The sequence below is a fragment of the Aeromonas sp. ASNIH7 genome, assembly GCF_002903485.1.
Taxonomy (GTDB): Bacteria; Pseudomonadota; Gammaproteobacteria; order Enterobacterales; family Aeromonadaceae; genus Aeromonas; species Aeromonas caviae.
On record NZ_CP026226.1, the window covers coordinates 1,703,239 to 1,727,423 of the forward strand.

Genomic DNA, 24,185 nt, shown 5'->3' on the forward strand with positions numbered 1-24,185 from the left:
TTATCAATTGATATTGGTAGTCACCTGGCCGGAGGCCGGGCGGTAACTGAAACTCATGAACTCATCCGTGCTCCCTTGCGGGTCCTGATAGCGCCCATCACTTCCCTTGCTCAGGCTGTTGACCAGATAGTAACGGCAGACCGAATCCAGTCCATTGTTGCTCACCGTGGCATAGAACTTCAGGTCATTGCCGCTACCGCGCACCTCGTCAAAACGGGCAGTAGCCTTGGGAGGATTCTGCAACAACCCCTCCCAAATATTGAGGCAGCGGGCCGCCGTCAGGCTGGCCGGATCCACATCGGGCGTGCCGCTTGCTGCCGTGTCCATGGGATACCCGGGAGAGAGCTCGCCATTGCTGACCTGACTGTCGGTCGGCGTGGTCAGATAGAAACGCGAGCCGTCATAGAGCACTGTGTTGAGTCCATCCTGCCTGGCACGCCCTTCGGCCTCCCACTGGGCCCGCACCAGGGACACTCCGGTGGCGAAACCGCCAGACACCCCTTCCACGCTCGCCTTCTTCGCCTCGTCGGTCACATCGAGAAAACGGGGCAAGGCGGTGACGGCCAGGATCCCCAGGATCACGATGACGATCACCAGCTCAATCAGGGAAAAACCGGCCATCTGACCGGGCCCCTGGCCGGGTATCACTCTCTTTGTTGCCATGCTGCCTCCGTAATGTTCCGCATTATTTCATGCAGATAGAAAAAAATCATGTCGCCGAGACGCTAGAACGATACTGTTCAAGATTTGTTCAGCAAACTGCCGTCGGCGAAGCGATAGATCAACCAGTTAGCCTCCCAACCAAATTCGCATCCCCCCCCATCCGGGCTAGCCAGCACCTGCAGGGTGGGCATCGACAGCGCCTCCTGGCCGAGCAAGGCCGACCAGAGCCCGCGGCAGTTCTCGGACGGTGACTGTAGCGGCAACACCGCCAGCGGCCAGCCTCGCCCATCGAACTGCCAGGCCCGCCCCTCTGCATGGAGCACGGCGGGGCGCCGCTCATCGAGCCAGCGCCCGTGCAGCCGCTGGACCCGCTCGGCAAACTGCTCCCCCAGCAGGGTCAGGCTGACCGCCAGCGCCTCTTCCCTGTGGCTGCGATAGCTCAGGGCCAGGGTGGCAAGGATGACCAGCAGCAGGATGCAGGCGATCAACCGCCTGTAGCCTCCCAGCCAGCGCTCATCCTGCTCGGACTGTCTGCTCATCGCATCACTTGCCCCGCACGGCCCGCATCATCTCCCCGCCATTGGGAGAGTGAAGATGCTGGTTGCACAGATAACTCACGACTGACCCCGCACCGCTCGCATCATGTCCCACATGGGAGTGAAGATACCCAGCGCCAGCACCAGTACCATGACCGCCACTATGCCGATGAGGATGGGTTCGATGCGGGCGGTGAGGCTCTTGAGGTCATAATCCACCTCACGCTCGTAATACTCGGCCGCTTCGTGCAGCAGCTCGTCCACCTGGCCGGTCTCCTCCCCCACCGCGATCATCTGCATTACCAGAGGGGTGAAGAGGCCGCTGGCGCCGGCGGTGCGCAGCAGGCTCTCGCCGCGCTCGATGCCGCCCCGCATGTCGCGGATCTGTCCCGCCATCCAGGCGTTGTCCACCGCGTCGGCCACCAGGGTCAGCGCCGTGTTGAGCGGCACCCCGGCCTTGAGCATCATGGAGAAGCTGCGGGCAAAACGGGCAAGCAGGGAGCGCTCTATGATGGAGCCGACGATGGGCAGCCGCAGCTGCCATCTGTGCCAGGCCAGCCTGCCTTTGGTGGTGGCGACCCAGCGTCGCCAGCCGACGACGGCGCCCACCAGGATGGCGAGCAGCAGCCACCAGTAGTGAACGAAGAAGTGGGAGGTGGCCAGCAGGATCCGGGTCGCCAGCGGCAGCTCCACCCCGAACTTGGCAAACATCCCGGCAAAGACGGGGATCACCATGATGTTGAGGATCACCATGGCGACGGCGATGGCAATCAGCACGAAGGTGGGGTAGCGCATGGCGGTCTTGATCCGCTTGCGGGTCTCCAGCTCCAGATCGAAATAGTTGGCGAGCTGCAGGAAGGCCTCCTCCAGCTGACCCGTGTTCTCCCCCACGTGGATGATGGCCACGAAGAGGCTGCTGAACACCTTCGGGTGCGACTGCATCGCGCTCGACAGCGGCCGGCCGTTGGCCAGATCCTCCCCCAGAGCGTGAAGCGCCCGCTTGAGGGGCTTGCTGTGGGCGCTCTCCTCCAGCCCCGCGATGGCGCGCAGGATAGGGATGCCTGCACGGGTCAGGGCATACATCTGGCGGCTGAAGACCACCAGCTCCTCCAGCTTGACGCTCCCTTCCAGCAGCAGCGACCAGTCGATGCTGGCAGACCTGGCCTTGCCGGCCTTCAGCTCGGTGGGCATCACCCCGCGGCGCATCAGCTGCTCGGCGGCGGCCTGCTCGCTGACCGCTTCCACCACGCCGCTGACGGCCTGGCCCTGGCTGTCACGCCCCTTGTAGGCAAAACGGTTCATGGGCGACCCCGGCAGAGTAATTCAGTACGATCCAGATGCCTCATGCGTTACCCCAGGTCCTCGGCCAGCCGAAGCACCTCGTCCACCGAGGTGATCCCCTCGCGGGCATAGTCGAGCGCCGTCAGGGCCAGGGGACGGTAGTGCTCGTGCGCCCGTGCCGCCCGGGCAAACCCCTCGGCATCGTTGCGGCGCAGGGCATCCATCATGGGTTGATCCAGCTCCAGCAGCTCGTACACCCCGATCCGGCCCGCATAGCCGGTGAAGTTGCAGCTCTGGCAGCCTCGTCCCTTGCGATAGCGATGCTGCCCCGGCGCTTCACCGGAGAGCACCGAGAGCCAGGTGGCCTGCCCCTCGTCCGGCGCCGTCTCGCAGGCGCAGTGTTCACACACCCGCCGCACCAGGCGCTGGGCCACCACGGCCCGCAGGGCGCTCGCCACCAGATAGCCGGGCGCCCCCATGTCGATGAGACGCAGGGCGCTGGTCACGGCGTCGTTGGTGTGCAAGGTGGTCAGCACCAGGTGGCCCGTGATGGCGCCGCGCAGGCCGATCTCCACCGTCTCGTTGTCCCGCATCTCCCCCACCAGCAGGATGTCCGGATCCTGGCGCAGGGTGGAGCGCAGCACCTGGGAGAAGGTGAGCCCTATCTTGGGATTGACCTGCACCTGGCTGATGCGGGGCAGACGGTACTCCACCGGGTCTTCCACCGTGATGATCTTGTGGCTGGCCTGGTTGAGCTCGGAGAGGGCGCCGTAGAGCGTCGTGGTCTTGCCGCTACCGGTCGGCCCCGTCACCAGGATCATGCCGTGAGGGCGTTTGAGCTGACGACGGAAGCGGGTCAGGATGGCGGGGGGCATCCCGGTCTCGGCGAGCGACAAGATGCCGGAGGATTGATCCAGCAGCCGCATCACCACGGACTCGCCATACTGCACCGGCATGGTGGACATCCGCACATCCACATCGCGGCCGCGCACCTTCATATTGAAGCGGCCATCCTGGGGCAGACGCTTCTCCGAGATGTCGAGCCCGGCCACCAGCTTGAGGCGCAGCACCAGCGCCTGGGCGATGCGCACCTCGCTCAGGATGTTTTCGTGCAGCACGCCGTCGATACGCTGGCGAATGCGCAGCACCTTCTCGTCCGGTTCGATATGGATGTCGGAGGCACCCACCTGTACCGCGTCCTCGAACAGGGAGCGCAGCAGCTTGGCCACCGTCGCCTCCCCCTCGTCGGTTGCGGCATTGAGGCTGCCGGCCCCCAGCTCGAAGCCGGTCTCCTGGTGCTCTTCGTGCAGTTGCACCGCGAAGTTCTCTATCTCACGGGTGCGGCGATAGAGGCGATCGAAATACTCCAGCAGCTGGCCTTCACGGGCCACCGCCAGCACCAGCTCCCGCGGGCTGAGCAGGGCAGCGATGGCGTCGAGGGCGCTCAGATCCGCCGGATCCGACATCACCACTGTGACCTTGTCGTCGCTCAGGTTGACGGCCAGCGCCCGGTAGCGGCGCGCCTGCACCTCGGGCAACAGGGTCACGGCCGAGACGTCGATGGTGAGGTTGTTGAGATCGAAGAAGGGCACATCCAGCTGACGGGCGAGGAAGGTCAGCAGTTGCACCTCGCTGATGAAGCCGAGATCGATGAGGGTGGTCCCCAGCTTGCGGCCGGTCTGGCGCTGCTGCTGCAGGGCGAGCTGCAGCTGATCATCCGAGATGATCTGTTCCTGTACCAGCAAGTCGCCTAGGCGCATTTTCAGTCTGGGTTGTGCCATTGTTGCTCCGATCTCTGTTGCTTCACGCCCGCTGCCTGGTCCGATGGCATGGGCTCATCGAACTGCCGCTTTAATCAATGGGTCAGTTGGCCAATTCGTTGTTCAAGCCATTGGGTGGAGGCCTCCCCCAGATTGCCGTGCAACTGGGCATTGCGATAGGCATCCAGTGCCCGCTGACGGTGTCCCTGACCATCCTCCGCCACCCCCAGTCCTAGCCACCATCGCCCCTGATCCGGCTGCTGGCGCAGCAGCCTGACGTACATCTCGGACGCCTGGACAGGCTGCCCCAGCTCCTGGGCAAGACCGGCCCAGGTGGCGTAATAATCCAGATTGCTGGCAATATCGGGCTGATAGCCGGTGAGCCAGTCCAGCGCCTTCTGCCGATCCCCGCCGCTGATGGCCACACGGGCCAGCAGCAGACGCAGGTCCGCCTGCGCGGGATCCAGCCTCAGCCCCTCTTCCAGCACCTGGGCGGCCTCGGTCAGCCGTCCGGCGCCATAGAGCAGGCCCGCCAGCTGTTCCCGCGCCCCCTGGTTGTGGGGATCGTGGGCCAGCACTTCGTAGTAGCCATCCTGCGCCTCCTGCATCCGTCCCTTGGCCATGGCCGTGGTCGCCTTGCGCTCGGCCAGGGTGGCCAGCTCGGCGTCGGAGAGTTCCACCGTCTCGATCTTCAGGATCCCGGGTTTGCGCGGCGCGGCGGGTGCAGGCGCCTCTTCGGCGCCCTGCTCAGCAGCCAGCTCGGCATAGAGGTCCGGCTGCAGCTCCTCGTCGCTCGGGATCGTCTCGTCCCCCAGCGCTTCCTGCGGATTGCCCTCATCGGCGAGCACGGCCTCATCGGCCGGCGCCTGCTCGGCTGCGGAGGGGGCCACTCTCGCGGCGGTCGACTCGGCACTGGCGGTGGGCACCTTTGCCATTGGCGCGGCAGAGGAGACCGCCTGTGTGGTGGCCACCACGGCCAGGGGCGCGGATGGCGCCACCGCAGGGGCGGTGCGGGGGGCCTCGACCTGCGCCGCTGGCAGGGAGGCTCGCTGGCTCTGCTGCCAGAAGATCCAGGTGCGCCAGCCGAGGATCCCCAGGGCCAGGGTACACAGCAGGGTCAGCACCAGCATCCACCAGCCTTGCTGGCGCACCGGCGCCACATAGACGGCGGCTCCCTCGGCCTCTTGCTGACGCCTATCCAGATCTTTCAGCATCTGATTGATCACGCTCATGACCAGACTCCATACGCCAGGGCAGCGCCCAGCAACAACAACAGGGGCCACCAGAGGGTGAGACGGCCACGGCGGGCATCATCGGTATCCCGGATGGCGAGCCGGACCAGGGCGCTGTCGATCCGCCGCACACCGCGGCCATAGGCCAGCATCAGGCACTTCTGCGCCAGTATGTTGATGAGGCGGGGAATGCCGCGGGATGCGCGCCACAGCCTGCGCAGGGCGCGGCCATCGAACAGGGCGGCCCCGCGATAGCCGGACACCTGCAGCCGGTACTCCAGATAGGCCCGGGTCTCGTCGAGCCGCAGCGGCCGCAGGCGGTAGGAAAAACCGATGCGCTGGCGCAACTGGCGAAGACGGGGCTGCCCGAGCCTGGCATCCAGCTCGGGCTGGCCGAACAACACGATTTGCAGCAGCTTGCTGGATTCGGTTTCCAGGTTGCCAAACAGCCGGATCGCCTCCAGGGTCTCGTCCGGCAGGGCTTGCGCCTCGTCGATCAGCACCACCACCCTGCTCCCCTGCCGATGCAGGGAGATCAGATGGCGGTGAATACGATCCGTGAGATCCAGCTCGCTCTCCCCCGCCAACGTCAACCCCAGCTCCAGGGCCAGGGCCGTGCGCAGCTCCCCCGGAGTGAGATGGGGGTTGGGCAGCCAGGCCAGGCGCACCGGGCAGGCCTCGGAGCCGAGCTCGCTCAGCAGTTTGCGACAGAGCAGGGTCTTGCCGGTGCCGACCTCGCCGGTCACCTTGATGAACCCCTCCCCCTGGGAGAGCGCCCAGTTGAGCACCTGCATGGCCTCCTCGTGGGGGGCAGGCCGTAATAGAAACCGGTGTTCGGGGTCAGGCCGAAGGGGGCCTCCCGCAGTCCGAAGTGACTCAGATACATGCTCCCTCCCGGCCAGAGTCCAGGGCGCGCAGCCGCAGACAGCCCCGGATCAGCGACATGGCGCCACCGCCGTCGGGCAGGGCAGACTGGCAGCAGCCGGGAGGCGCCGCCACATGGGAGAAGGAGTGCTCAACAGGCGCGTCATCCCGGATCAGCCCTTGGGGGGATACCATTTGTCGAGCAGCTCGGAGGAGCGTTGCAGCTCTTTCTGCCAGGTGTCCTTTTCCACCACGGTGGGCTTGAGCAGGATCACCAGCTCCACCTTGCGGTTGCTCTCCCGGCGGTTGGTGAAGGCCTCGCCGACCCAGGGGATGTCACCCAGCAGGGGCACCTTGCTGACAATCTCCTGCCTGTCGGTCTTCATCAGACCACCGATGACGATGATGTCCCCATTGTTGGCCTGCACCACGGTATCGGACTCGCGGATGGAGCTCTTGGCCAGCGGCAACACCAGGGGATCGGCGGTGCCGACGTTGATGGTCTTGCTCTGCTCCTCGGTGTCGATGACGGAGGGGTGGATATGCAGCAATACCTTGCCCTGCTCGTCGATCTGGGGCGTCACGTCCAGGGCTATCCCCGAGAAGAAGGGGGTCAGCTCCACGTTCGGGGTGACGATGGGGGCCGAAGTCCCCGAGGTGGTGGTGGTGGTCGAGGCGTTGGTGACGAAGTATTCGTCCGTCCCCACCTTGATCACCGCTTTCTGGTTGTTGGTGGCCGTCACGCGCGGGCTGGAGAGGGTGTTCACATCCCCCTGGGTCTTGAGCAGGCTGACCGCGACGTTGAAGTTGCCATCAGAGATGGTGAAACCGGCGCCGCCCCCCAAAGCCCGGAAGATCTGGTTGGGGGTCGAAGCGATGGGGCTGTCCATGAGGGAGCCGCCCCCCGTGATACCCTTGCCGCCGTCCCAGCTTGCGGAGAGGCCGCTCCAGTCCACCCCCTGCTCGTAACCCTCGTTGAGGGACACTTCCAGGATCCGCGCCTCCAGCACCACCTGGCGCTTGAGGTGTTCGCCGGACTGGTCCAGGAACTCGCGCACCGCCTTGAGCTCCTTGGGATAGGCACGCACCGTGACCAGGCCCGCCTGGGGACTGGTGATGACGGCCCGCCCTTCCCCTGTGCCGATCAGGGTCTGCAGGGAATCCCGCAGATCGGTCCAGTAGTCGTTGTTGCTGTCCGTCTCGATGCGGGTGCCATTGCTGTTGGTGTTGTTGTCACCGCTGGCGGTGTTGCCCTGGCTGTTGTTGTTGCCGCTGTTGTTCAGGCCGTTGTCGAAGTTGTTGTTATTGCCATTATTGTTGTCGTTGGCCGTCACCCCGCCTGTGCTCACCGAGGTACGGGAGAGACCGCGCCGGGCCATCATCAGGTAGTTGACCGGAATGGTCTCGGTGCGCAGACCGGCGGGATAGACGTGGAACACGTTGCCCTTGCGCTGTACGTCGAAGCCGTACATGTCGCCGACGGTCGCCAGCGCCTCCTGCAGGGTCACATCCTTGAGCTCTACCGAAATGACGCCCGCCACACCGGGATGGACCGCCACGCTGTAGCGGGAGCCCTTGAACAGGGAGCCGAAGAACTCCACCGCGTCCACGTCATGGGCCGCGATGCGCATCCGCTTCTCGGGAATGGTCATCGGCTGCTGGGGACGATTGAGCTGCAACAGCTCGCTCTGCACCGAGGGCGGCAGGGAAGTCAGGGGGGCGGTCGGGCTCTGCTCGCTCATCGCCTGCTTGAGTGCATCTTTGGCCTGTACCGGCTCGGGGTGACGATAGGTAGTGCAACCCGCCACCGCCAGCGCGAGGGGAAGCAGACAAAAAGGGTGTTTTTTCATGTTATTCGTGCACCTGACTCGCTATGAAACTCGACAAACCTGGCCCGCACCATCCCGTGCGACACCCACTTCACATCCGGATCTTGCTGCCAAACAGGGTCAGTGTCTGGCGTTTGCCCGCTTTTTCCAGCACCACGCTGTCGGCGCTGATCCCCACCAGCCGGAATCCGTTGACCTGCTGGCCGACCCGGTAGCTTTGACCGTCGAGCACCGCCAGGGCGGGCCCGCTCCCCAGGATGACGCTCTGCAACCTGGGCAGACCGGCCTCCTTGGCGACACTCGCCGCCGAACCGGATCCCGCCAGGGGCAAGGTGGGATCCTGCAGCACCTCGGCCTGGGCCTGCAGCGCGAGCAGGCTCCCCCACAGGGCCAGCCAGCGCCAGGATGGGAAGGCAAAAATGCGGGATCCCGTCCCGCCGACATGCCGCTTAACCACGGATGAACTCCTTGCTGGTGCTGAGGGTGTAGATCTCCATCGCTACCGCCGCCTTGGGATGCTCGACCACCCGGTAGTCAAAGCCCTTCCAGTAGAAGTGGCGAGGCAGGGCTTCGAGCGCTTTCAGGTACTGGTAGACATCGAAATAGCCGCCCTCCAGCTGAAGCCGGATGCCGTGCCTGAACAGGTTCACCTTCTGCTCCCCGGCCATCAGCGGCTCGGGCTTGAGGGAGGTGAGCGCCAGCATATGCAGGTTGGCGGAGCGGGACAACAGGGCCTCCAGCACTGCGGGCATTTCGTGGGCGGGGATCAGATCCACCGTCTGAGCCAGCAGCTCGGCATCCATCTGGCGCAGAGTGGTCTCGACACTGGCGAGCTGCTCGCGTACCTGGGCATCGGGATCCCGCCCCAGCCTGGCCTGCTTGCCCTGGTTTTCCAGGGTCAGGATCTCCAGATCCCGCTGCGCCGCAGCCAGGGCCTGCCGATCCTGGCCCAGCCGGGTGTCGGCGTCATCCAGCCAGCCATAGATGCCCATGGCCCCGAGCAGCACGACCCCGGTCAACAAAATGAGGATCCGCTCGCGCAGGCTGAGGGCTGCGATCTGCTGCGCCCATCCCTGCCATTGTGCCTTCATGTCCATCAGGGAGTCTCCCGCGCTATGCCACTGAGCTGGAAGGCAAGCTGGCCCTCCTTGTCCCGACTCAGGGTGAGCTCGCCAAACTGCTTGCCCGCCAGGGAGGGGGTCTGCCTGAAGCGGTTCACCCAGGCGGGCACGTCCTGACTGCGTTCGGCCACGCCCGCGAGGTTGATGCGCCCGTCGCTTATCTCGATCCGTTGCAGGGAGAGGCGGGGATCCCGCAGGCGGGCCAGGTCCGCCATCACCCCCGCATAGCCCTGGGATTTTTGCAGGGAGAGGTGGCCAAGCTGCTGCATCAGCGCCTGTTTGGCCCCCAGCTCTTCCCGCTTGTCGGCCAGTTGCCGCTGCAAGTCTGCATTCGCCAGATGGCGCGCCAGCTCCGCATCGAGACGCCTGGCCTCGCCGCGCTGCACGTCGAGCTGTGCCCGCACGCCAGCCAATTCACGATCGAGGCCCTGCTGTTGCCAGCCATAGAAGAGGGTGGCCCCCAGCAGCAGCACCAGGACGCCGCCCCAGACCAACGCCATCTGGGGCAGGCTGGCCCACAGACGTCTTGGCCGGAATTCGGCGCCATAGAGGTTGATATGGTGTTTCATCAGTCGCTCCTGCCCAGGGCCGCACCATAGGCACTGAGGTATTCGACTCCTGCCAGTACCGCCTTGTTTGCCATGGCCGACACCGGGAAACCGAACGTCTGTTCCAGGTGACGCACCAGTACCCCCATGGCGGAGGAGGCGATGGCCAGTTGCAACTGGCCGGGCTCGGGCAGCTTGAGATGGCCGGCCAGATAATCGATGGATCGCTGGATCTCCAACGCCAGCGCGTCGAGCTGGTCGGCATCTGGCTCATGGCTGCCGGTGAGGCTCGCAAATCCGCGCAACTGGCGGGAGAAGCAGAGTCCGCCCCGATGGAAGACCAGCAGTTGCAGCTCCTGCCCCCGGGGTTGCCAGAGCAGCATGCGCACCATCTGGTCCGCCTCGTAGAGGGCCGTCATGGCCAGTTCGTCACTGACGATGGCCTCCAGGGTCGCCGCGCCGTTGACCGCATCCGCCACCTGCTGCACCCGGCTCTTGGGCATGCAGACAACGTTGATGCGCGGACGCCCGGCAGGGGGCGTCGGCAGATCCACATAATCCATGGCGAGCTGCAACACCGGCTCGTTGACGAAATCCTTGATGGCCCAGGGCAGGGCCCCCGCCATCTCGGCATCGGGGACGGCGGGCTTGTCGATCTGGATCTGCTGATAAAGGCTGGCCGCGAGGGCCACCCGCACCTTAGACTTGGCCAGACCGTACCGGGAAAACAGCTCGGCCAGGGCCTTGGACCAGTCGTGGGGGCCGTTGACAGGCTGGCTGGCAAACACGGGAACGGGGTCCACGCAGGCCAGCAGAATGCGATCGCTGGCCAGCAGGATCCCGACCTGATGGCTGGAGGGAGAACGCCTGAACAGTGACTTCATCTGGATCTTCACCTGGCCGCGTAAAACGGACTAAACCTTAACATAAACAGGCTATTAGCCTCCAACTTTATGACAAACGACGCATCGACGGCCACGCTGGCACCCACGGGAGACGATCCCATGGCTCCCCTTCAGCTCCCCTCCCCCCTGCACCGGATCCGGCATCCTCTGCTGGCAGCCCATGACGTCACGCTCTGGTGCAAGCGGGATGATCTGATCCACCCGACCCTCTCCGGCAACAAGTGGCGAAAGCTCAAATACCATCTGCAACAGGCACAGATGCTGGGCAAGGGCCACATCCTCTCCTTTGGCGGCGCCTACTCCAATCACATCCACGCCCTGGCCGCAGCAGGACTCAGACTGGGAGTGCGTACCACGGGCATCATACGCGGTGAAGGGGATACCGTCAGCAATCCCACCCTGAAAGCGGCGAAAGGCTGGGGTATGGATCTCGTTTTTGTCGACCGGCAGGACTATCGCCGGCGCCAGGATCCCGAATGGCTTGCCCGGTTCGAGGATGACGACACCCTGCTGGTACCGGAAGGAGGCAGCAGCCCGCTGGCCATCCCCGGGGTGGCCGAGCTGGTCGACGAGGTGCCCTTCTCGCCGGATCTCTGGGTGCTGCCCTGCGCCAGCGGCGGCACCCTGGCGGGGCTCATCGCGGGCAAGCGGGCGCAGGAGCAGATCCTGGCCATCGCGGTGCTCAAGGGGGCCGACTTCATCACCGGCGAGGTATGCCGGTTGCATCCGGCGGCGGCCACTACTCCGGGCTGGCGCATTGCGCTGGATCACCACGATGGCGGCTATGCCAGGTTCAGTCCGGCACTCTGGCAATGGGTGCAGGCATTCAGTGCCGAAACCGGCTTGCCGCTGGAACCCATCTACAGTGGCAAGGCGATGTGGGGGCTGTTTCGCGAACTGGCGGCAGGCCGCATTGCGCGCGGCAGCAAGATCATCTTCATCCACACCGGTGGCTTGCAGGGGCTGGCGGGCCTGGAGGAGCAGGGCCGCCTGTCACCCCGGCCGGGACGCTAGTCAGGCAGATTGAGGGGCTCGGGGTCGGCAAACCAGGGACCTTGACCGGCATGCACGCCCAGGTGTCGCAGCATCTTCCACTCGTCGCCACTCTCCACCCCCACCGCGATGACCCGGGCCTGGGTATTGGCACAGCCCCCCACCAGACTGCGTACCGCCATCTGGTTGACCTGGCGCAGGTGGATCTCCCGCACCAGGCTGGGGTGCAGCTTGAGGAAGTGGATCTCGAACTCCTTGATGTACTGGGTGCTCACCACGTCCTGGCCCGCATGATCGATGGCCAGCCTGCACCCCAGCATGCGCATCGCCCGAAGCGGCCGCTTGAGGGCCTCGTAGTGGCGGGTCACCTGGGACTCCGACAACTGCAGGATCAACCCCTCGTTGGTACTGCGCGGCAACTGGAACAGCTCGAAGAAGAGCTCGCGCTGGAACTCGCGGGTGAGCAGGTTCTGGGCGCACAGAGAGAGGCTGATGGGGCAGCTCGATGCCGGTCGCTGGCGCAGCAGTCGCAAGGCTCGGGCCACCACCAGCCTGTCCAGCGGCAGCAGCAGACCGGCCTTCTCCGCCATGGGCATGAAGACCCCCGCCTGCAGCTCCCGGCCCTGCTCGTCGTGAAGGCGGATGAGCAGCTCCTGCTGCAACACCACCTGATCCCGCTCCTGCTGCACAGGCTGGACGTAGAAGTCGATGCCCTGCTCCTCGATGCGACGGCTGATCAGGGTGCGCCAGCGCACCGTTCCCTTGCTGCTCGCCTCCTCGTTAAGGGATTTCTCGAACAGGAACCAGCCGCTGTGTCCTTGCAGGCGCGCGCTCTTGAGCGCCAGCTCCGCCTCTTCCTGCACCTTGAGCAGGGAATCCTGTGCCTGATAGCAGACCGCACCGAGATAGACGGCGGTGTCGGCATTGACCGCTTCGGGCCAGTGCAGCCGCTGCAGACTCTTGAGCAACTGGCTGGCACCGTCCACCATCTCGCTCTCTGACATGTTCGGCAGCAGCACGGCAAAGACCTGACCGGCATAGCGCGCCTGCAGGGCTCCGCTGTGCTTTCGCACGAAGGCGGCGATGGTGGCGCTCGCCTCCATCAGGAGTTCCTGGCTCGGGCGCCCGCTCAGCTCGGGATCCAGCTCCTCCAGACCGGCCAGCTCGATCAGCAGCACACCGCCGCTGATCACGCTTGCCTCCATGATGGCGCTCTCCAGCCGGTTGTCGAAGAAGAGGCGATTGCCGATGCCCGTCGTCTTGTCGACGAAGGCGTTGCTGCGGATGAAGTTGTCGAAGCGGCTGCGCTCCTTGCGAGCGTCGGCCAGCTCGGTCAGCAGATGGGTGAGGGCCTGACTGGCCGAGACAGGCCACTCTTCGGCAGGATCATGGGCCAGCTTGGTCAGCTTGCCATCCAGGATCAGCTGGGCACGCTCCGCCAGCAGCTCGGCACCGCGCAACTGCTGACGCAGCCAGCGGATGGAGTACCAGAGCCCGAACACCACGATGAAGATACCCAGAGAGATGCCAAACATCGCCTTCATGGAGTACTCAAACTCCTTGAACGGCCTGTCCAGCTTGAAGTCGGCCCGCATCCCGGCCTGATTGGGGATCGCCTCGCTGTAGGCGATCAGCAGGCTCTCATCCGTCTGCTGCTGCACGTCGCGAAACCAGTAAACCCGCTGCTTGTCCTGACGGATCTCCAGCTCCACCACATGGGAGGCCCGCAACAGGGAGGGCAGCCAGCGGGCAAGGGCTTGCTGGTCATCGGTCACCCCGAGCTGCTTGTCGATGATCTCCACCAGGGAGTCGACCCGGTTCTGCTGCAGCTCCATTCCCATCTGGCGGAAACTGAAGACCCCGCCGAGCATCACCATGGCCATGGCCGAGATCACGCACAGCGTAATAAAAGAGACGAGTTGAGTGGTCAGTTTCATGTGCCTTTCCGTAGCCGACAGCATCCATAGGGCATCATGGTATCAGCCCAGACCAAACGCCGCCTATGGATGAAGATCCCGCTTCTGCAAATAAGCGGGCGGCTGCGTCATGCGGCGCCGTAGTGCAGGTCGCAAAAGAGAGAGGCATCAAGGGAGAGAGCGAGGGGACACAGGCTGAGGAGCGGACAGAAAAATGGTCCCACAACGGGGACCAAAAGAAACACTCATATCAAAACTAACACTCTGTGCTACTGACAAAAATAGATACAGGAGTATTGAACACACGGTGAGTCAAACCGCACCGCTACTTTAGCCACTTCAGATAAGCTGGACAATTGTCATTTATGACAGGTCAGCGATTGAATCTTGTTCAGGTGTGTAGCCATATCCTTTATTTATCAATTAATTATCGTTTTTGTTCCAAGTGTGACCAACTTGGCTCAAATCGATGCAGCTAATGCTATGATGCTTGAGTCTCAATCGGATTGTTTCATTTCATGGAAGAAGGATGCTCACCATGTCAGCACGATCTCCGCTATGGATTCCTCTGGCCCTCTTCTGTGTGCCCCCGCTGTTGATGCTGTTGCTCACCCCCCTGTTGAGCGACAAACTGGCTCACCACCTGTTGCAGACAAAGGAAAGGGCTCTGCTCGACTACCAGCAGGAGCGCAACCTGCTCCTGGATCACGATGTCCCCGCCCAACTCGCCCACTTTGCCTTCGATTGCGGCCCCACAGACATGGCGCTGCTGCGCTCACCCCAGTATTACAACCGCCATATTCGCCTGGCCGGCCTGCAGCTTGCCAACGGGAGCGGCTGCTCCACCCTGGGCCCCGCGCTGCCCCAGCTTGCCGACGCCGGCATGCCGGTCTCCCCTGATTTTCACCTCTCCAGCACGGCCCCCATGTTCGATACCGAACGCGAAACCCTGGTCTATGCGAGACGCAACGGCAATCTGGCCTATTGGGTGCTCGACAGCAGCTGGAGCCATGAGCTGCTGCGCACCCCCTGCAACGACTGTTTCTATCTGGAGTTCAACCACAAGCACCCGGCCCAGTTCGGGCTCTTTTTCCCCCGTGGCAACAAGCACATTCGAGAAGAGGCAAACCCGATGCGGCTGCTCAGTTTCGATCCCCAGCATCAGGTGGAGCAGACCCTCTGGGCTGGCGAGGCACTGAAACGCTACGCCCGCTCACAGATACACCGCGATGGCCTCTGGTCGGCCGGGGCGCTGGGGGCGCTGCTGGCTGCCCTCTACTGGAGCCTTAGAAACTACCGGCGCTCCCTCAAAGGATTGCTGCAAAGAGGACTGGCTCGGCGGGAGTTCATCCCCTTCTATCAGCCCATAGTGGACAGCAGAAACCGAAGGGTGGTGGGATTCGAGGCCTTGCTGCGCTGGCAGCGAGGACGGGATCTGGTGTCGCCAGGCACCTTCATCGCCTATGCGGAGGAGCAGGGGCTGATCCTGCCGATGACGGACCAACTGCTGGAGCGCATCCTGGCGGATCTCCCCGTCCTGGCCCCGCATCAGTGGGTCAGTGTCAATCTGGTGGCGGGCCATATCGAGCAGCCTCGTCTGCGCACCCAGTTGCAGCGCCATGGCTGGCCCTCGCCGGCCCGCCTCACCTTCGAACTCACCGAGCGGGATCCCATCAAGCACATCCAGGGGGCCATGGCGGAGATCGCAGCCCTGCAGGAGAGGGGCTATCACTTCAAGCTGGATGACTTCGGCACCGGTTATGGCGGCTTTGCCTACCTGCAACGGCTCGGCATTCGCCAGATCAAGATCGACAAGATGTTCGTGGATACCATAGGCACGGACGACCTCAAGCGCAGCGTGCTGGATGCCACCATCGCCTTTGGCCTCAAATCGGGCATGGAGATGATCGCCGAAGGGGTCGAAACCCAGGAGCAGGTGGATTATCTGCATCGCCACGGAGTCCACCTGATCCAGGGCTACGTCTATGCCAAGCCCATGCCCCTGAGCAAACTGAAGATCTGGCTGATGGCATGGCAAGAGGGCGAGACAACCAGCCCCTCCGACCCGCACTGAGGCGGTATCTGCCCCGCCTCTCACCCTTTGCAACAAAATGATGCTCCGCATGAGGAGCATCTCCCCTTATCATGGGTCTGTGCACCTTGGGTGCACCAAGTCGCTCCATACCCCGTCGGCCGAGGCCGCCCCGAGATGAGAACCACTGCCTATGAAGTCTTTTATCCGACAAGAGATTGCTCTGCCTGCCGGTCTGCTGACCCTGCTCTTCTTCAAAACCCTGGGGAGCGACCTGCTGGCAGAGACAACCCCCCTTGCGGTCTACCTGCCGGTGTCGCTGGCCCTGCTTGCCATCGTGACCTGGGCCATCTTCTCCGTCGTGCGTCACTCTGACGCCCTCGCCATCAAGCTCGGGGAACCCTTCGGTACCCTGATCCTGACCCTCTCGGTCATCTCCCTGGAAGTGGTGATGATCTCCTCCGTCATGCTGACCGGCGATCCCAATCCCACCATGGCCCGGGACACCATGTTCGCGGTGGTGATGCTGGTCACCAACGGTCTGGTGGGCTTCACCCTGCTGTTTGGCGGCTGGCGCTATCACACCCAGAACTTCAATCTGGACGGGGTCAAATCCTATCTGGTGGCCATCATTCCCCTGGCACTGCTCTGTCTGGTCCTGCCGAACTTCACCCAGGGCGGTACCCTGGGCAGCCTCTCCAAGGCCATGTCATGGATGCTGATCATCATCTCCATCCTGCTCTATGGTGTCTTCCTGCTGATCCAGACCCGCAGCCACAGCCACTTCTTCGTCGACAGCGATCACGAGGATCTCGAGGATCACCACGGCCCGCTGCAGAGCAACGTCTATCACACCCTCTTGCTGCTCGCCTACCTGGTGGTGGTGATCCTGCTGGCCAAGACCCTGGCCATCCCCATCAACTACGGGGTGCACGTGATGGAAGCCCCGATGGCGCTGGGTGGCTTCATCGTCGCCTGTATCGTGCTGGCTCCCGAAGCGGTCGGCGCCATCAAGGCGGCCTTCAACAACCAGTTGCAGCGGGCCATGAATCTCTACTTCGGCTCCGTGCTGGCCACCATCGCCCTCACGGTACCCTCCGTGCTCTTCATCGGCTCCCTGATGGGGCAGGAAGTGCGCCTGGGCCTCTCCCCTGCCGACATGGTGCTGCTCATCACCACCCTCATGGTCTGTAAAGTGACCTTCAGCAGCGGCCGCACCCACGCCCTGCACGGCGCCACCCATCTTGTGCTGTTTGTCGTTTACCTGTTCCTGATGTTTGAACACGGATAAGGCTGCCAGCACTCACCCCAGTGCTGTTCGTGGTTTATCTGTTCCGGATGTTTGAACACGGATAAGGCAGCCACCACCTGCCTGCTGCCACTCTGCGCAGCGCGCTTTCGATAGCCCCGACGCGGAGCGCGGGAGACGAAAATGAAAAGACCGCCCCATGGGCGGTCTTTTTTATGGTTGCTCAAGCTCCAATTCAGAGGCTGGGCAGGGTCCCGGCCGGGATCAGGTCGTTGTAGCTGGCACGGCCCAGCAGGGCGGCGGCCGCCTCGATGTCCGGTGCAAAGTACCTGTCCTTGTCATAGAAGCTGACCTCTTCCCGCAGACGGCCCTTGGCCAGCTCGATGAGCTCGGTGGAGCGCAGGGGAGCGCGGAAGTCGAGCCCCTGGGCCGCTGCCAGCAGTTCCACCGCCAGGATGCCGCGGGTGTTCTCGGCCATGTCCGCCAGCCGGCGACCGGCGAAGGTGGCCATGGAGACGTGGTCCTCCTGGTTGGCCGAGGTGGGCAGGCTGTCCACCGAGGCCGGGTGGGCCAGGGTCTTGTTCTCGGAGGCCAGGGCCGCCGAGGTGACCTGGGCGATCATGAAACCGGAGTTCACCCCGCCGTTGTTCACCAGGAAGGCCGGCAGGCCAGACATGCGCGAGTCGATGAGCAGCGCCATGCGCCGCTCGGACAGCGACCCGATCTCGGCGATGGCCAGGGCCAGGTTGTCGGCGGCAAAGGCCACGGGTTCTGCGTGGAAGTTGCCGCCGGAGATGATCTCCTCATCCTCGGCAAACACCAGGGGGTTGTCGGAGACCGCGTTGGCCTCGCACACCAGCACCTCGGCGGCCTGACGGATTTGGGTCAAGCAGGCGCCCATCACCTGGGGCTGACAGCGCAGGGAGTAAGGATCCTGCACCTTCTCGCAGTTGTGGTGGGACATGCCGATCTCGCTGCCGTCCACCAGCAGGTGGCGGTAGCAGGCGGCCGCATCGATCTGGCCGCGCTGACCGCGCACCTCGTGGATGCGGGCATCGAACGGCCGGCGGCTGCCCAGCGCCGCTTCAACGCTCATGGCCCCTATGGTGATGGCGCCAGCGTAGAGATCCTCGGCATGGAACAGCCCTTCCAGCGCGAAGGCGGTGCTCGCCTGGGTGCCGTTGAGCAGGGCCAGCCCCTCTTTCGGCGCCAGGGCGATGGGCTCCAGCCCGGCAATCTTCAGGGCAGTGGCGGCGTCGATCAGCTCGCCCTTGTGACGGGCCTTGCCTTCACCGATCAGCAGGCAGCTCATGTGTGCCAGGGGCGCCAGATCGCCGGAAGCGCCGACGGAGCCCTTCTTCGGCACCACGGGGTAGACCTCGGCGTTGATAAGGGTCATCAGGGCCTCGAGCACCGTCAGCCGGATGCCGGAGAAGCCACGGGCGAGCGAGTTGACCTTGAGCACCATCATCAACCGCACGGTGGCGTCATCCATGTACTCGCCAATCCCTGCCGCATGAGAGAGCACAATGGAGCGTTGCAGCTCGTCCAGCTGCTCCACCGGAATGCGGGTGTTGGCCAGCAGGCCAAAGCCGGTGTTGATGCCGTAGACCACCCGGTTTTGCTCGATCACCTTGGTGACCACGGCGGCGGAGGCGTGGATCCCCGCCAGGGCAGCCGGATCCAGGCTGACGTGTACCGGCTCGCGGCTGACACGGCGCAGGGTGGCGAGGCAGAGTTTGCCCGGTTGCAGATTGAGTTCGAACATCTTATTTCACCCCTTTGCCGGTGGCGTCGATCATCGGCAGATCCAGTTTCGCCTCATGGGCACAGTTGATGGCAATCTCGTAGCCGGCGTCGGCGTGACGCATCACACCGGTGGCCGGGTCGTTGCGCAGCACGCGGCCGACCCGCTTGGCGGCATCGTCGGTGCCGTCACAGACGATCACCACGCCGGAGTGCTGGGAGAAGCCCATGCCCACACCGCCACCGTGGTGCAGGGAAACCCAGGTCGCGCCGCCGGCGGTGTTGAGCAGGGCGTTGAGCAGCGGCCAGTCGGAAACGGCGTCGGAACCATCCATCATGGATTCGGTCTCGCGGTTCGGGCTCGCCACCGAGCCGGAGTCCAGATGGTCACGCCCGATGACGACCGGTGCCTTCAGCTCGCCATTCTTCACCATCTCGTTGAAGGCCAGACCCAAGCGCACCCGATCCTTGACACCGACCCAGCAGATCCGCGCCGGCAGGCCCTGGAAGGCGATGCGCTCGCGGGCCATGTCGAGCCAGTTGTGCAGGTGGGGATCGTCCGGGATCAGCTCTTTTACCTTCTGGTCGGTCTTGTAGATGTCTTCCGGGTCGCCGGAGAGCGCCACCCAGCGGAACGGGCCAATGCCCTCGCAGAACAGCGGGCGGATGTAGGCCGGCACGAAGCCCGGGAAGTCGAAGGCATTCTTGACCCCCTCTTCCAGCGCCATCTGGCGGATGTTGTTGCCGTAATCGAGCGTGGCGGCGCCGCGGGATTGCAGGGTCAGCATGGCTTCGACCTGACGGGCCATGGAGCGGCGAGCCGCCACGTTGACCTCGTCCGGTGCGCTCTTTTGCAGATCGCGCCATTGGGCCACGCTCCAGCCCTGGGGCAGGTAGCCGTGTACCGGGTCATGGGCGGAGGTCTGGTCGGTCACCACGTCCGGCGTGATGCCACGAGCCACCAGCTCGGCGAAGACGTCGGCGGCGTTGCCGAGCAGGCCGACGGAGACGGCGGTGCCGCTGCGTTTGGCCTCCTCGATCATGGCCAGCGCCTCATCCAGGCTGTGGGCCTTCTTGTCGACGTAGCGGGTACGCAGACGGAAATCGATACGGGTCTCGTCGCACTCCACGGCGATCATGGAGAAACCGGCCATGGTGGCGGCAAGGGGCTGGGCACCGCCCATGCCACCCAGGCCCCCGGTCAGGATCCAGCGGCCTTTGGGCTCGCCGTTGAAGTGCTGGTTCGCCACCGCGAAGAAGGTCTCGTAGGTGCCCTGCACGATGCCCTGGGTGCCGATGTAGATCCAGGAGCCAGCGGTCATCTGGCCGTACATCATCAAACCCTTTTTATCGAGCTCGTTGAAGTGCTCCCAGTTGGCCCAGTGGGGCACCAGGTTGGAGTTGGCGATGAGCACCCGCGGCGCATCCTTGTGGGTCTGGAACACCCCGACCGGCTTGCCGGATTGCACCAGCAGGGTCTGATCGTCCTCGAGCCGGGTCAGTACCTCGACGATCTTGTCATAGCAGGCCCAGTTTCGGGCAGCGCGGCCGATGCCGCCGTACACCACCAGAGACTGGGGATGCTCGGCAACATCCGGATCCAGATTGTTCATCAGCATCCGCAGTGGCGCTTCGGTGAGCCAGCTCTTGGCGGTCAGCTGGGTGCCGTGGGGAGCACGGATCACGCGGCTCGGATCGTGGCGGGGATCCTGGTGTTGTACAGACATAGACACTCCTTGTTTAGCGATGCAGTCAGGCGGCGCGGTGCGCCACTACTTGGTCAACTGGTGAACCAGGCGCGCGGCCACGCGGGCACTGCGGTTGTCCTGATCCAGGTTCGGGTTGTACTCGGCCAGATCGGCGAGCCTGAGCTTGCCGCTGGCCCGGATATGGGCGATAAGCGGTTCGATGACCGCCAGCTCCACGCCGCGAGCGGCGGGAGCGCTCACTCCCGGCATCACCGCCGCCGGCAGCACGTCGAGATCGATGGTGAGATAGAGGTGGTCGCAACGGGCGATGAAGGCATCCAGCCCGCCTAGCAAGGCTGGCAGCTCGGTCGGCGTCATCGCTTCGTCCAGCACGTGCCAGACTCCCAGCGCCTCGGCGCGAGCAAAGAGCGCCGCGGTATTGGCGGTTTCGGCCACCCCGAGACAGGCATAGTGAAAGGGAGTGCCCTGGGCAGCGCACTGCTCGGCAATCTGGAAGAAGGGGGTGCCCGAGCTCGCCTGCTCCTGTTTCATGCGTAGATCGAAGTGGGCGTCGAAATTGATGATCCCGACCCGCCCTTCGCCGCCAAGATGACGGTTCAGGCCGCTCCAGCTGCCAAACGCCACCTCGTGGCCGCCTCCCAGCACCAGGGGGAAGTGTCCCTGATCCAGCGCACTCGCCACCCGTTCGGCCAAGCGCCCGTGAGCGGCATCGAGATCGCCGTCCTCACAGGCCAGATCCCCGCCGTCATAGACGGGGGCGCCCAGATGCCAGGCCGTGTTGGCCAGCAGCTTGCGCACCGCCAGCGGTGCACCGGCCGCACCGACCCGCCCCTTGTTGCGGCGCACCCCTTCGTCACAGGCAAAGCCGAGCAGCACCACGCCGGGTTCGCGACTCCCCTGCCAGGGTTGCACCCTATCGTGCCAGCGCAGGGCCAACTCACCGTCTTCGGGATCCTGACGCCCCTGCCAGACCGACATGTCGATCCCGTTGAACTTATCCATGAAGGGTTTCCTCCCCGTTGACCACACGGCTCACCAGCTGATCGACACCGATGAGGTAGCTGATCTCGGCCGGATGGCCGCAGTTCCAGACAAGGAAATCCGCCAGCATGCCGACCTTGAGCTGCCCCAGCCGTTCCTGCTCGCCAAGCGCCCTGGCGGCGTGGCGGGTCACCCCGGCCATGGCCTCCACCGGGGTCAGGCCAAACAGGGTGCAAGCCATGTTCATGGCCATGCGCAGGGAGACGATGGGAGCCGTGCCCGGGTTGATGTCGGAGGAGACAGCCATGGGTACCCCCGCCTTGCGCAAGGCAGCGATCGGGGGCAGCTTGGTCTCCTTGAGGAAATAGAAAGCGGTGGGCAGCAGGGTGGCGACCACGCCACGGTGGGCCAGCGCCAGGATCCCGTCCTGATCCAGATATTCCAGATGATCCACCGAGAGGGCGCCGAAGTGGGCGGCGAGCGTGCTGCCCCCCAGGTTGGAGAGCTGATCCATGTGCCCTTTCACCGCGAGGTTGTACTGATCCGCCGCCAGATAGACCTGCTCGGTCTGGGCAAGGGAGAAGCCGATGTGTTCGCAGAAGACATCCACCGCATCCGCGAGACCTGCCTCGGCCGCCGCCGGGATGATCTCCTGGCAGATGGTCTCGACCCAGGAGTCGGGATCGTCGCGATACTCCGGCGGCACCGCATGGGCCGCCAGCAGCGTGGTCTTGACCCGGATGGGCTGCGTCTCTCCCAGACGACGGGCCACCCGCAACATCTTGAGCTCGTCTTCCAGGGTGAGGCCGTAACCGGACTTGATTTCGACTGTGGTGACCCCTTCCCGGATCAGGGACTTGATCCGCGGCAACGCCAGCTCATAGAGCCGCTCCTCGCTGGCTGCCCGGGTGGCGCGCACCGTGCTGATGATACCGCCCCCCTTGCGGGCGATCTCCGCATAGGGGACTCCCTTCTGGCGAAGTTCGAACTCTTCGGCGCGGCTGCCGGCGAAGATGAGGTGGGTGTGGCAATCGATGAGACCGGGGGTGACCAGCTTCCCCTTCATGTCCTGCCAGGAGGCGGCATAGGGGCCCTTGAGATCCTGCATGGGGACCAGAGCGTGGATCTTGCCATCCCGCACGCCAAGGGCATGGGGCTCCAGCAGGCCGTAGTCCGCCAGATCGGGGCGCAGGGTGGCGGGTGTCACGTTGAGCCAGACCCGCTCGCAGTTCAACAGTTCCATGTTCATACCGACCTCTAAATGTATATACAATGATTTATAGCCGATCTCTGAAAAGAAAGAAAGGATCAAGTTCACATCTTGATAACAGCGGCTTTATTAGAGTGTAAGCACAAAAAAGCCCACCGAGAGGTGGGCTTTTAAATGCTTAATATGTATATACAATTATGCGAGACGCGTCTTGGAGCTCAGCTTATAGCGGGAACCCGGCGACAACAATCTGGCATAGGAGACCAGAAAGCCGTCTGACCAGGTGCGCCGGTGCAGCAGCAGGCAGGGGGTGTCGACCCTCACTTGCAGCAGTCCGGCTTCACCAGCACTCGGCAACACGGCTTCTACCACGTGCTCCATCTCGGAGAGGGGGCAGATCTCCATCAGATAGCTGTTTGGCGTCTGCTGGGTGAAATCCTGCTCTCCATAGCCGGGCAGTCGCTCGGCATCGACGAAGCGCTCCTCCAGTTGCAGCGGCTCCCCATCGGCCTGATGGACGATGAGGCTGTGAAAGGTGGGCGCCCCGACCCGCAGGCCCAGACGCACCGCTACTTTCTCGTCGGCGGCCTGACGTTGCAGCCGGATCACCCGCGCGCTGTACTCGCTGCCCCGCTCGGCGATCTCGTCTGCAATATTGCGAATCGCCAGGAGCGGCGACTCGGTGCGCCTGTCGGCCACAAAGCTGCCGGATCCGGCGGTGCGCACCAGCCAGCCTTCGGCCACCAGTTCACGCAGCGCCTTGTTCACCGTCATGCGGCTCACGGCAAACTGCTCGCACAGGGCGGCCTCGGTCGGGATCCGGTCGCCCGCCTGATAGTGGCGTTCGCGGATCCCGTCCAGGATGTGCTGCTTTATCTGAAGGTAGAGCGCAGGAGCCACCGGCTGGTCCTCAGCGACGACGGTGGGGTGGACGCATGTCCGGCCAGGCGCGATAGACGTCCGGGATCTGGTCAGGGCCGCTGATGCAGAGATCGAGATCGTGCAGCAGGCCATCCTTGATGCCGTAGATCCAGCCGTGCACCGCCAGCTCCTGCCCCTTGCGCCAGGCATTCTGGATGATGGTGGTGTGGCAGACGTTGGCGACCTGCTCGGCCACGTTCAGCTCGCACAGGTAGTCGAAGCGCTCGTGCTCATCCTCGATGGCTTCGAGCTGTTCGCCGTATTTGAAGTAGACGTCCTTGATGTTTCGCAGCCAGTTGTCGATGAGACCCAGCTCCTGGTTCTGCATCGCAGCCTTGACCCCACCGCAGCCATAGTGGCCGCAGACGATGATGTGCTTCACCTTGAGCACCTCCACCGCGTATTGCAGCACCGAGAGGCAGTTGAAGTCGGTGTGCACCACCAGGTTGGCGACGTTGCGGTGGACAAAGACGTCCCCCGGCAAGAGCCCCATCAGCTGGTTGGCGGGAACCCGGCTGTCGGAACAGCCGATCCAGAGGTACTCGGGTGCCTGCTGGGCGGACAGGGTAGCGAAGAAATTGGGATCCTCGGCCTTGATCCGTTCCGCCCACTCGCGGTTGTTGGTAAACAAGTCGTTCAACAGTTTCACTTCTGCTCTCCCTACTGTGGCAGTGGCGGCAACATACCAT

The 24,185-nt window shown here is 64.0% G+C and carries 21 protein-coding genes and 1 pseudogene; 3 read left to right on the forward strand and 19 right to left on the reverse strand.

The genetic code is table 11. The features are described 5' to 3' along the window. Positions 1-3: 3 nt before the first annotated feature. The 12 genes and pseudogenes from C2U47_RS08010 to C2U47_RS08060 all read right to left on the reverse strand — a co-directional run bounded on the left by C2U47_RS08010 (position 4) and on the right by C2U47_RS08060 (position 10,718). Positions 4-663 (reverse strand): type II secretion system protein, encoded by a 660-nt coding sequence (locus tag C2U47_RS08010; protein WP_103261576.1) that lies wholly within the window; start codon positions 661-663, stop codon positions 4-6. 77 nt (positions 664-740) lie between these two features. Next, positions 741-1,202, reverse strand: a complete 462-nt coding sequence (locus tag C2U47_RS08015) for a hypothetical protein (protein WP_103261577.1) — start codon at positions 1,200-1,202, stop codon at positions 741-743. Positions 1,203-1,277: 75 nt separating this feature from the next. Further along, entirely contained in the window at positions 1,278-2,501 is a 1,224-nt protein-coding gene (locus tag C2U47_RS08020; protein ID WP_042015317.1) for a type II secretion system F family protein, read from the reverse strand. A 47-nt stretch (positions 2,502-2,548) separates the two neighbouring features. Then, complete coding sequence (gene mshE, locus C2U47_RS08025; RefSeq protein ID WP_069785487.1) at positions 2,549-4,261, reverse strand: MSHA fimbrial ATPase MshE; 1,713 nt, start codon at positions 4,259-4,261, stop codon at positions 2,549-2,551. Between the two features lie 74 nt (positions 4,262-4,335). Next, positions 4,336-5,472, reverse strand: coding sequence for a tetratricopeptide repeat protein (locus tag C2U47_RS08030; RefSeq protein WP_069785486.1), 1,137 nt, complete (start codon positions 5,470-5,472; stop codon positions 4,336-4,338). Then, positions 5,469-6,358 (reverse strand): annotated as a pseudogene (locus C2U47_RS08035) (ExeA family protein). Before C2U47_RS08035 ends, C2U47_RS08030 begins: the two are co-directional and overlap by 4 nt. Beyond that, the gene (locus C2U47_RS22825; RefSeq protein WP_139127957.1) at positions 6,349-6,531 is read right to left on the reverse strand and encodes a hypothetical protein; all 183 of its coding nucleotides are present in this window, start codon (positions 6,529-6,531) and stop codon (positions 6,349-6,351) included. Before C2U47_RS22825 ends, C2U47_RS08035 begins: the two are co-directional and overlap by 10 nt. Further along, positions 6,510-8,186 carry a pilus (MSHA type) biogenesis protein MshL gene (mshL, locus tag C2U47_RS08040; protein ID WP_069785484.1) on the reverse strand — a complete coding sequence of 559 codons (1,677 nt, stop codon included), beginning with the start codon at positions 8,184-8,186 and terminating at the stop codon, positions 6,510-6,512. The genes C2U47_RS22825 and mshL overlap by 22 nt, the downstream gene beginning before the upstream one ends. A gap of 70 nt (positions 8,187-8,256) precedes the next feature. Next, positions 8,257-8,586, reverse strand: coding sequence for a SctD/MshK family protein (locus C2U47_RS08045; RefSeq protein ID WP_042015443.1), 330 nt, complete (start codon positions 8,584-8,586; stop codon positions 8,257-8,259). A 28-nt stretch (positions 8,587-8,614) separates the two neighbouring features. Continuing rightward, positions 8,615-9,262 carry a type 4a pilus biogenesis protein PilO gene (pilO, locus tag C2U47_RS08050; protein ID WP_039040419.1) on the reverse strand — a complete coding sequence of 216 codons (648 nt, stop codon included), beginning with the start codon at positions 9,260-9,262 and terminating at the stop codon, positions 8,615-8,617. Next, on the reverse strand, positions 9,262-9,855 hold the full coding sequence (locus C2U47_RS08055; protein WP_069785483.1) for a PilN domain-containing protein: 594 nt from the start codon (positions 9,853-9,855) through the stop codon (positions 9,262-9,264). Before C2U47_RS08055 ends, pilO begins: the two co-directional genes overlap by 1 nt. Beyond that, positions 9,855-10,718 (reverse strand): MSHA biogenesis protein MshI, encoded by an 864-nt coding sequence (locus C2U47_RS08060; protein WP_069785482.1) that lies wholly within the window; start codon positions 10,716-10,718, stop codon positions 9,855-9,857. Before C2U47_RS08060 ends, C2U47_RS08055 begins: the two co-directional genes overlap by 1 nt. A 120-nt stretch (positions 10,719-10,838) precedes the next feature. On the opposite strand from C2U47_RS08060, the gene C2U47_RS08065 reads away from it, so the two are divergent. Further along, the gene (locus C2U47_RS08065; protein WP_052224786.1) at positions 10,839-11,753 is read left to right on the forward strand and encodes a 1-aminocyclopropane-1-carboxylate deaminase/D-cysteine desulfhydrase; all 915 of its coding nucleotides are present in this window, start codon (positions 10,839-10,841) and stop codon (positions 11,751-11,753) included. On the opposite strand, the gene C2U47_RS08070 is transcribed toward C2U47_RS08065, so the two are convergent. Beyond that, a complete protein-coding gene (locus C2U47_RS08070) occupies positions 11,750-13,669 on the reverse strand; it encodes an EAL domain-containing protein (RefSeq protein WP_010672614.1) in 1,920 nt (639 codons plus the stop codon). The two genes, C2U47_RS08065 and C2U47_RS08070, sit on opposite strands and share 4 nt — an antisense overlap. A gap of 517 nt (positions 13,670-14,186) precedes the next feature. On the opposite strand from C2U47_RS08070, the gene C2U47_RS08075 reads away from it, so the two are divergent. Together C2U47_RS08075 and C2U47_RS08080 are read left to right on the forward strand one after the other, a co-directional pair. Next, positions 14,187-15,722, forward strand: a complete 1,536-nt coding sequence (locus C2U47_RS08075) for an EAL domain-containing protein (protein WP_069785512.1) — start codon at positions 14,187-14,189, stop codon at positions 15,720-15,722. 151 nt (positions 15,723-15,873) lie between these two features. After that, positions 15,874-16,971, forward strand: coding sequence for a calcium:proton antiporter (locus C2U47_RS08080; protein WP_010672612.1), 1,098 nt, complete (start codon positions 15,874-15,876; stop codon positions 16,969-16,971). Between the two features lie 193 nt (positions 16,972-17,164). Here the strand turns inward: C2U47_RS08080 and hutH are convergent, their stop codons facing one another. From hutH to can, 6 genes are all read right to left on the reverse strand, one after another. Next, positions 17,165-18,697, reverse strand: a complete 1,533-nt coding sequence (gene hutH / locus C2U47_RS08085; RefSeq protein WP_010672611.1) for a histidine ammonia-lyase — start codon at positions 18,695-18,697, stop codon at positions 17,165-17,167. A 1-nt stretch (position 18,698) separates the two neighbouring features. Then, positions 18,699-20,402, reverse strand: a complete 1,704-nt coding sequence (gene hutU, locus C2U47_RS08090; protein ID WP_042015303.1) for a urocanate hydratase — start codon at positions 20,400-20,402, stop codon at positions 18,699-18,701. A 45-nt stretch (positions 20,403-20,447) separates the two neighbouring features. After that, a complete protein-coding gene (gene hutG / locus C2U47_RS08095; RefSeq protein WP_103261578.1) occupies positions 20,448-21,386 on the reverse strand; it encodes a formimidoylglutamase in 939 nt (312 codons plus the stop codon). Continuing rightward, a complete protein-coding gene (hutI, locus tag C2U47_RS08100; protein WP_180911318.1) occupies positions 21,379-22,614 on the reverse strand; it encodes an imidazolonepropionase in 1,236 nt (411 codons plus the stop codon). The genes hutG and hutI overlap by 8 nt, the downstream gene beginning before the upstream one ends. Before the next feature lie 156 nt (positions 22,615-22,770). After that, entirely contained in the window at positions 22,771-23,475 is a 705-nt protein-coding gene (hutC, locus tag C2U47_RS08105; protein WP_010672607.1) for a histidine utilization repressor, read from the reverse strand. A 10-nt stretch (positions 23,476-23,485) separates the two neighbouring features. Further along, entirely contained in the window at positions 23,486-24,145 is a 660-nt protein-coding gene (gene can / locus C2U47_RS08110; protein ID WP_010672606.1) for a carbonate dehydratase, read from the reverse strand. Between the last annotated feature and the right edge of the window lie 40 nt (positions 24,146-24,185).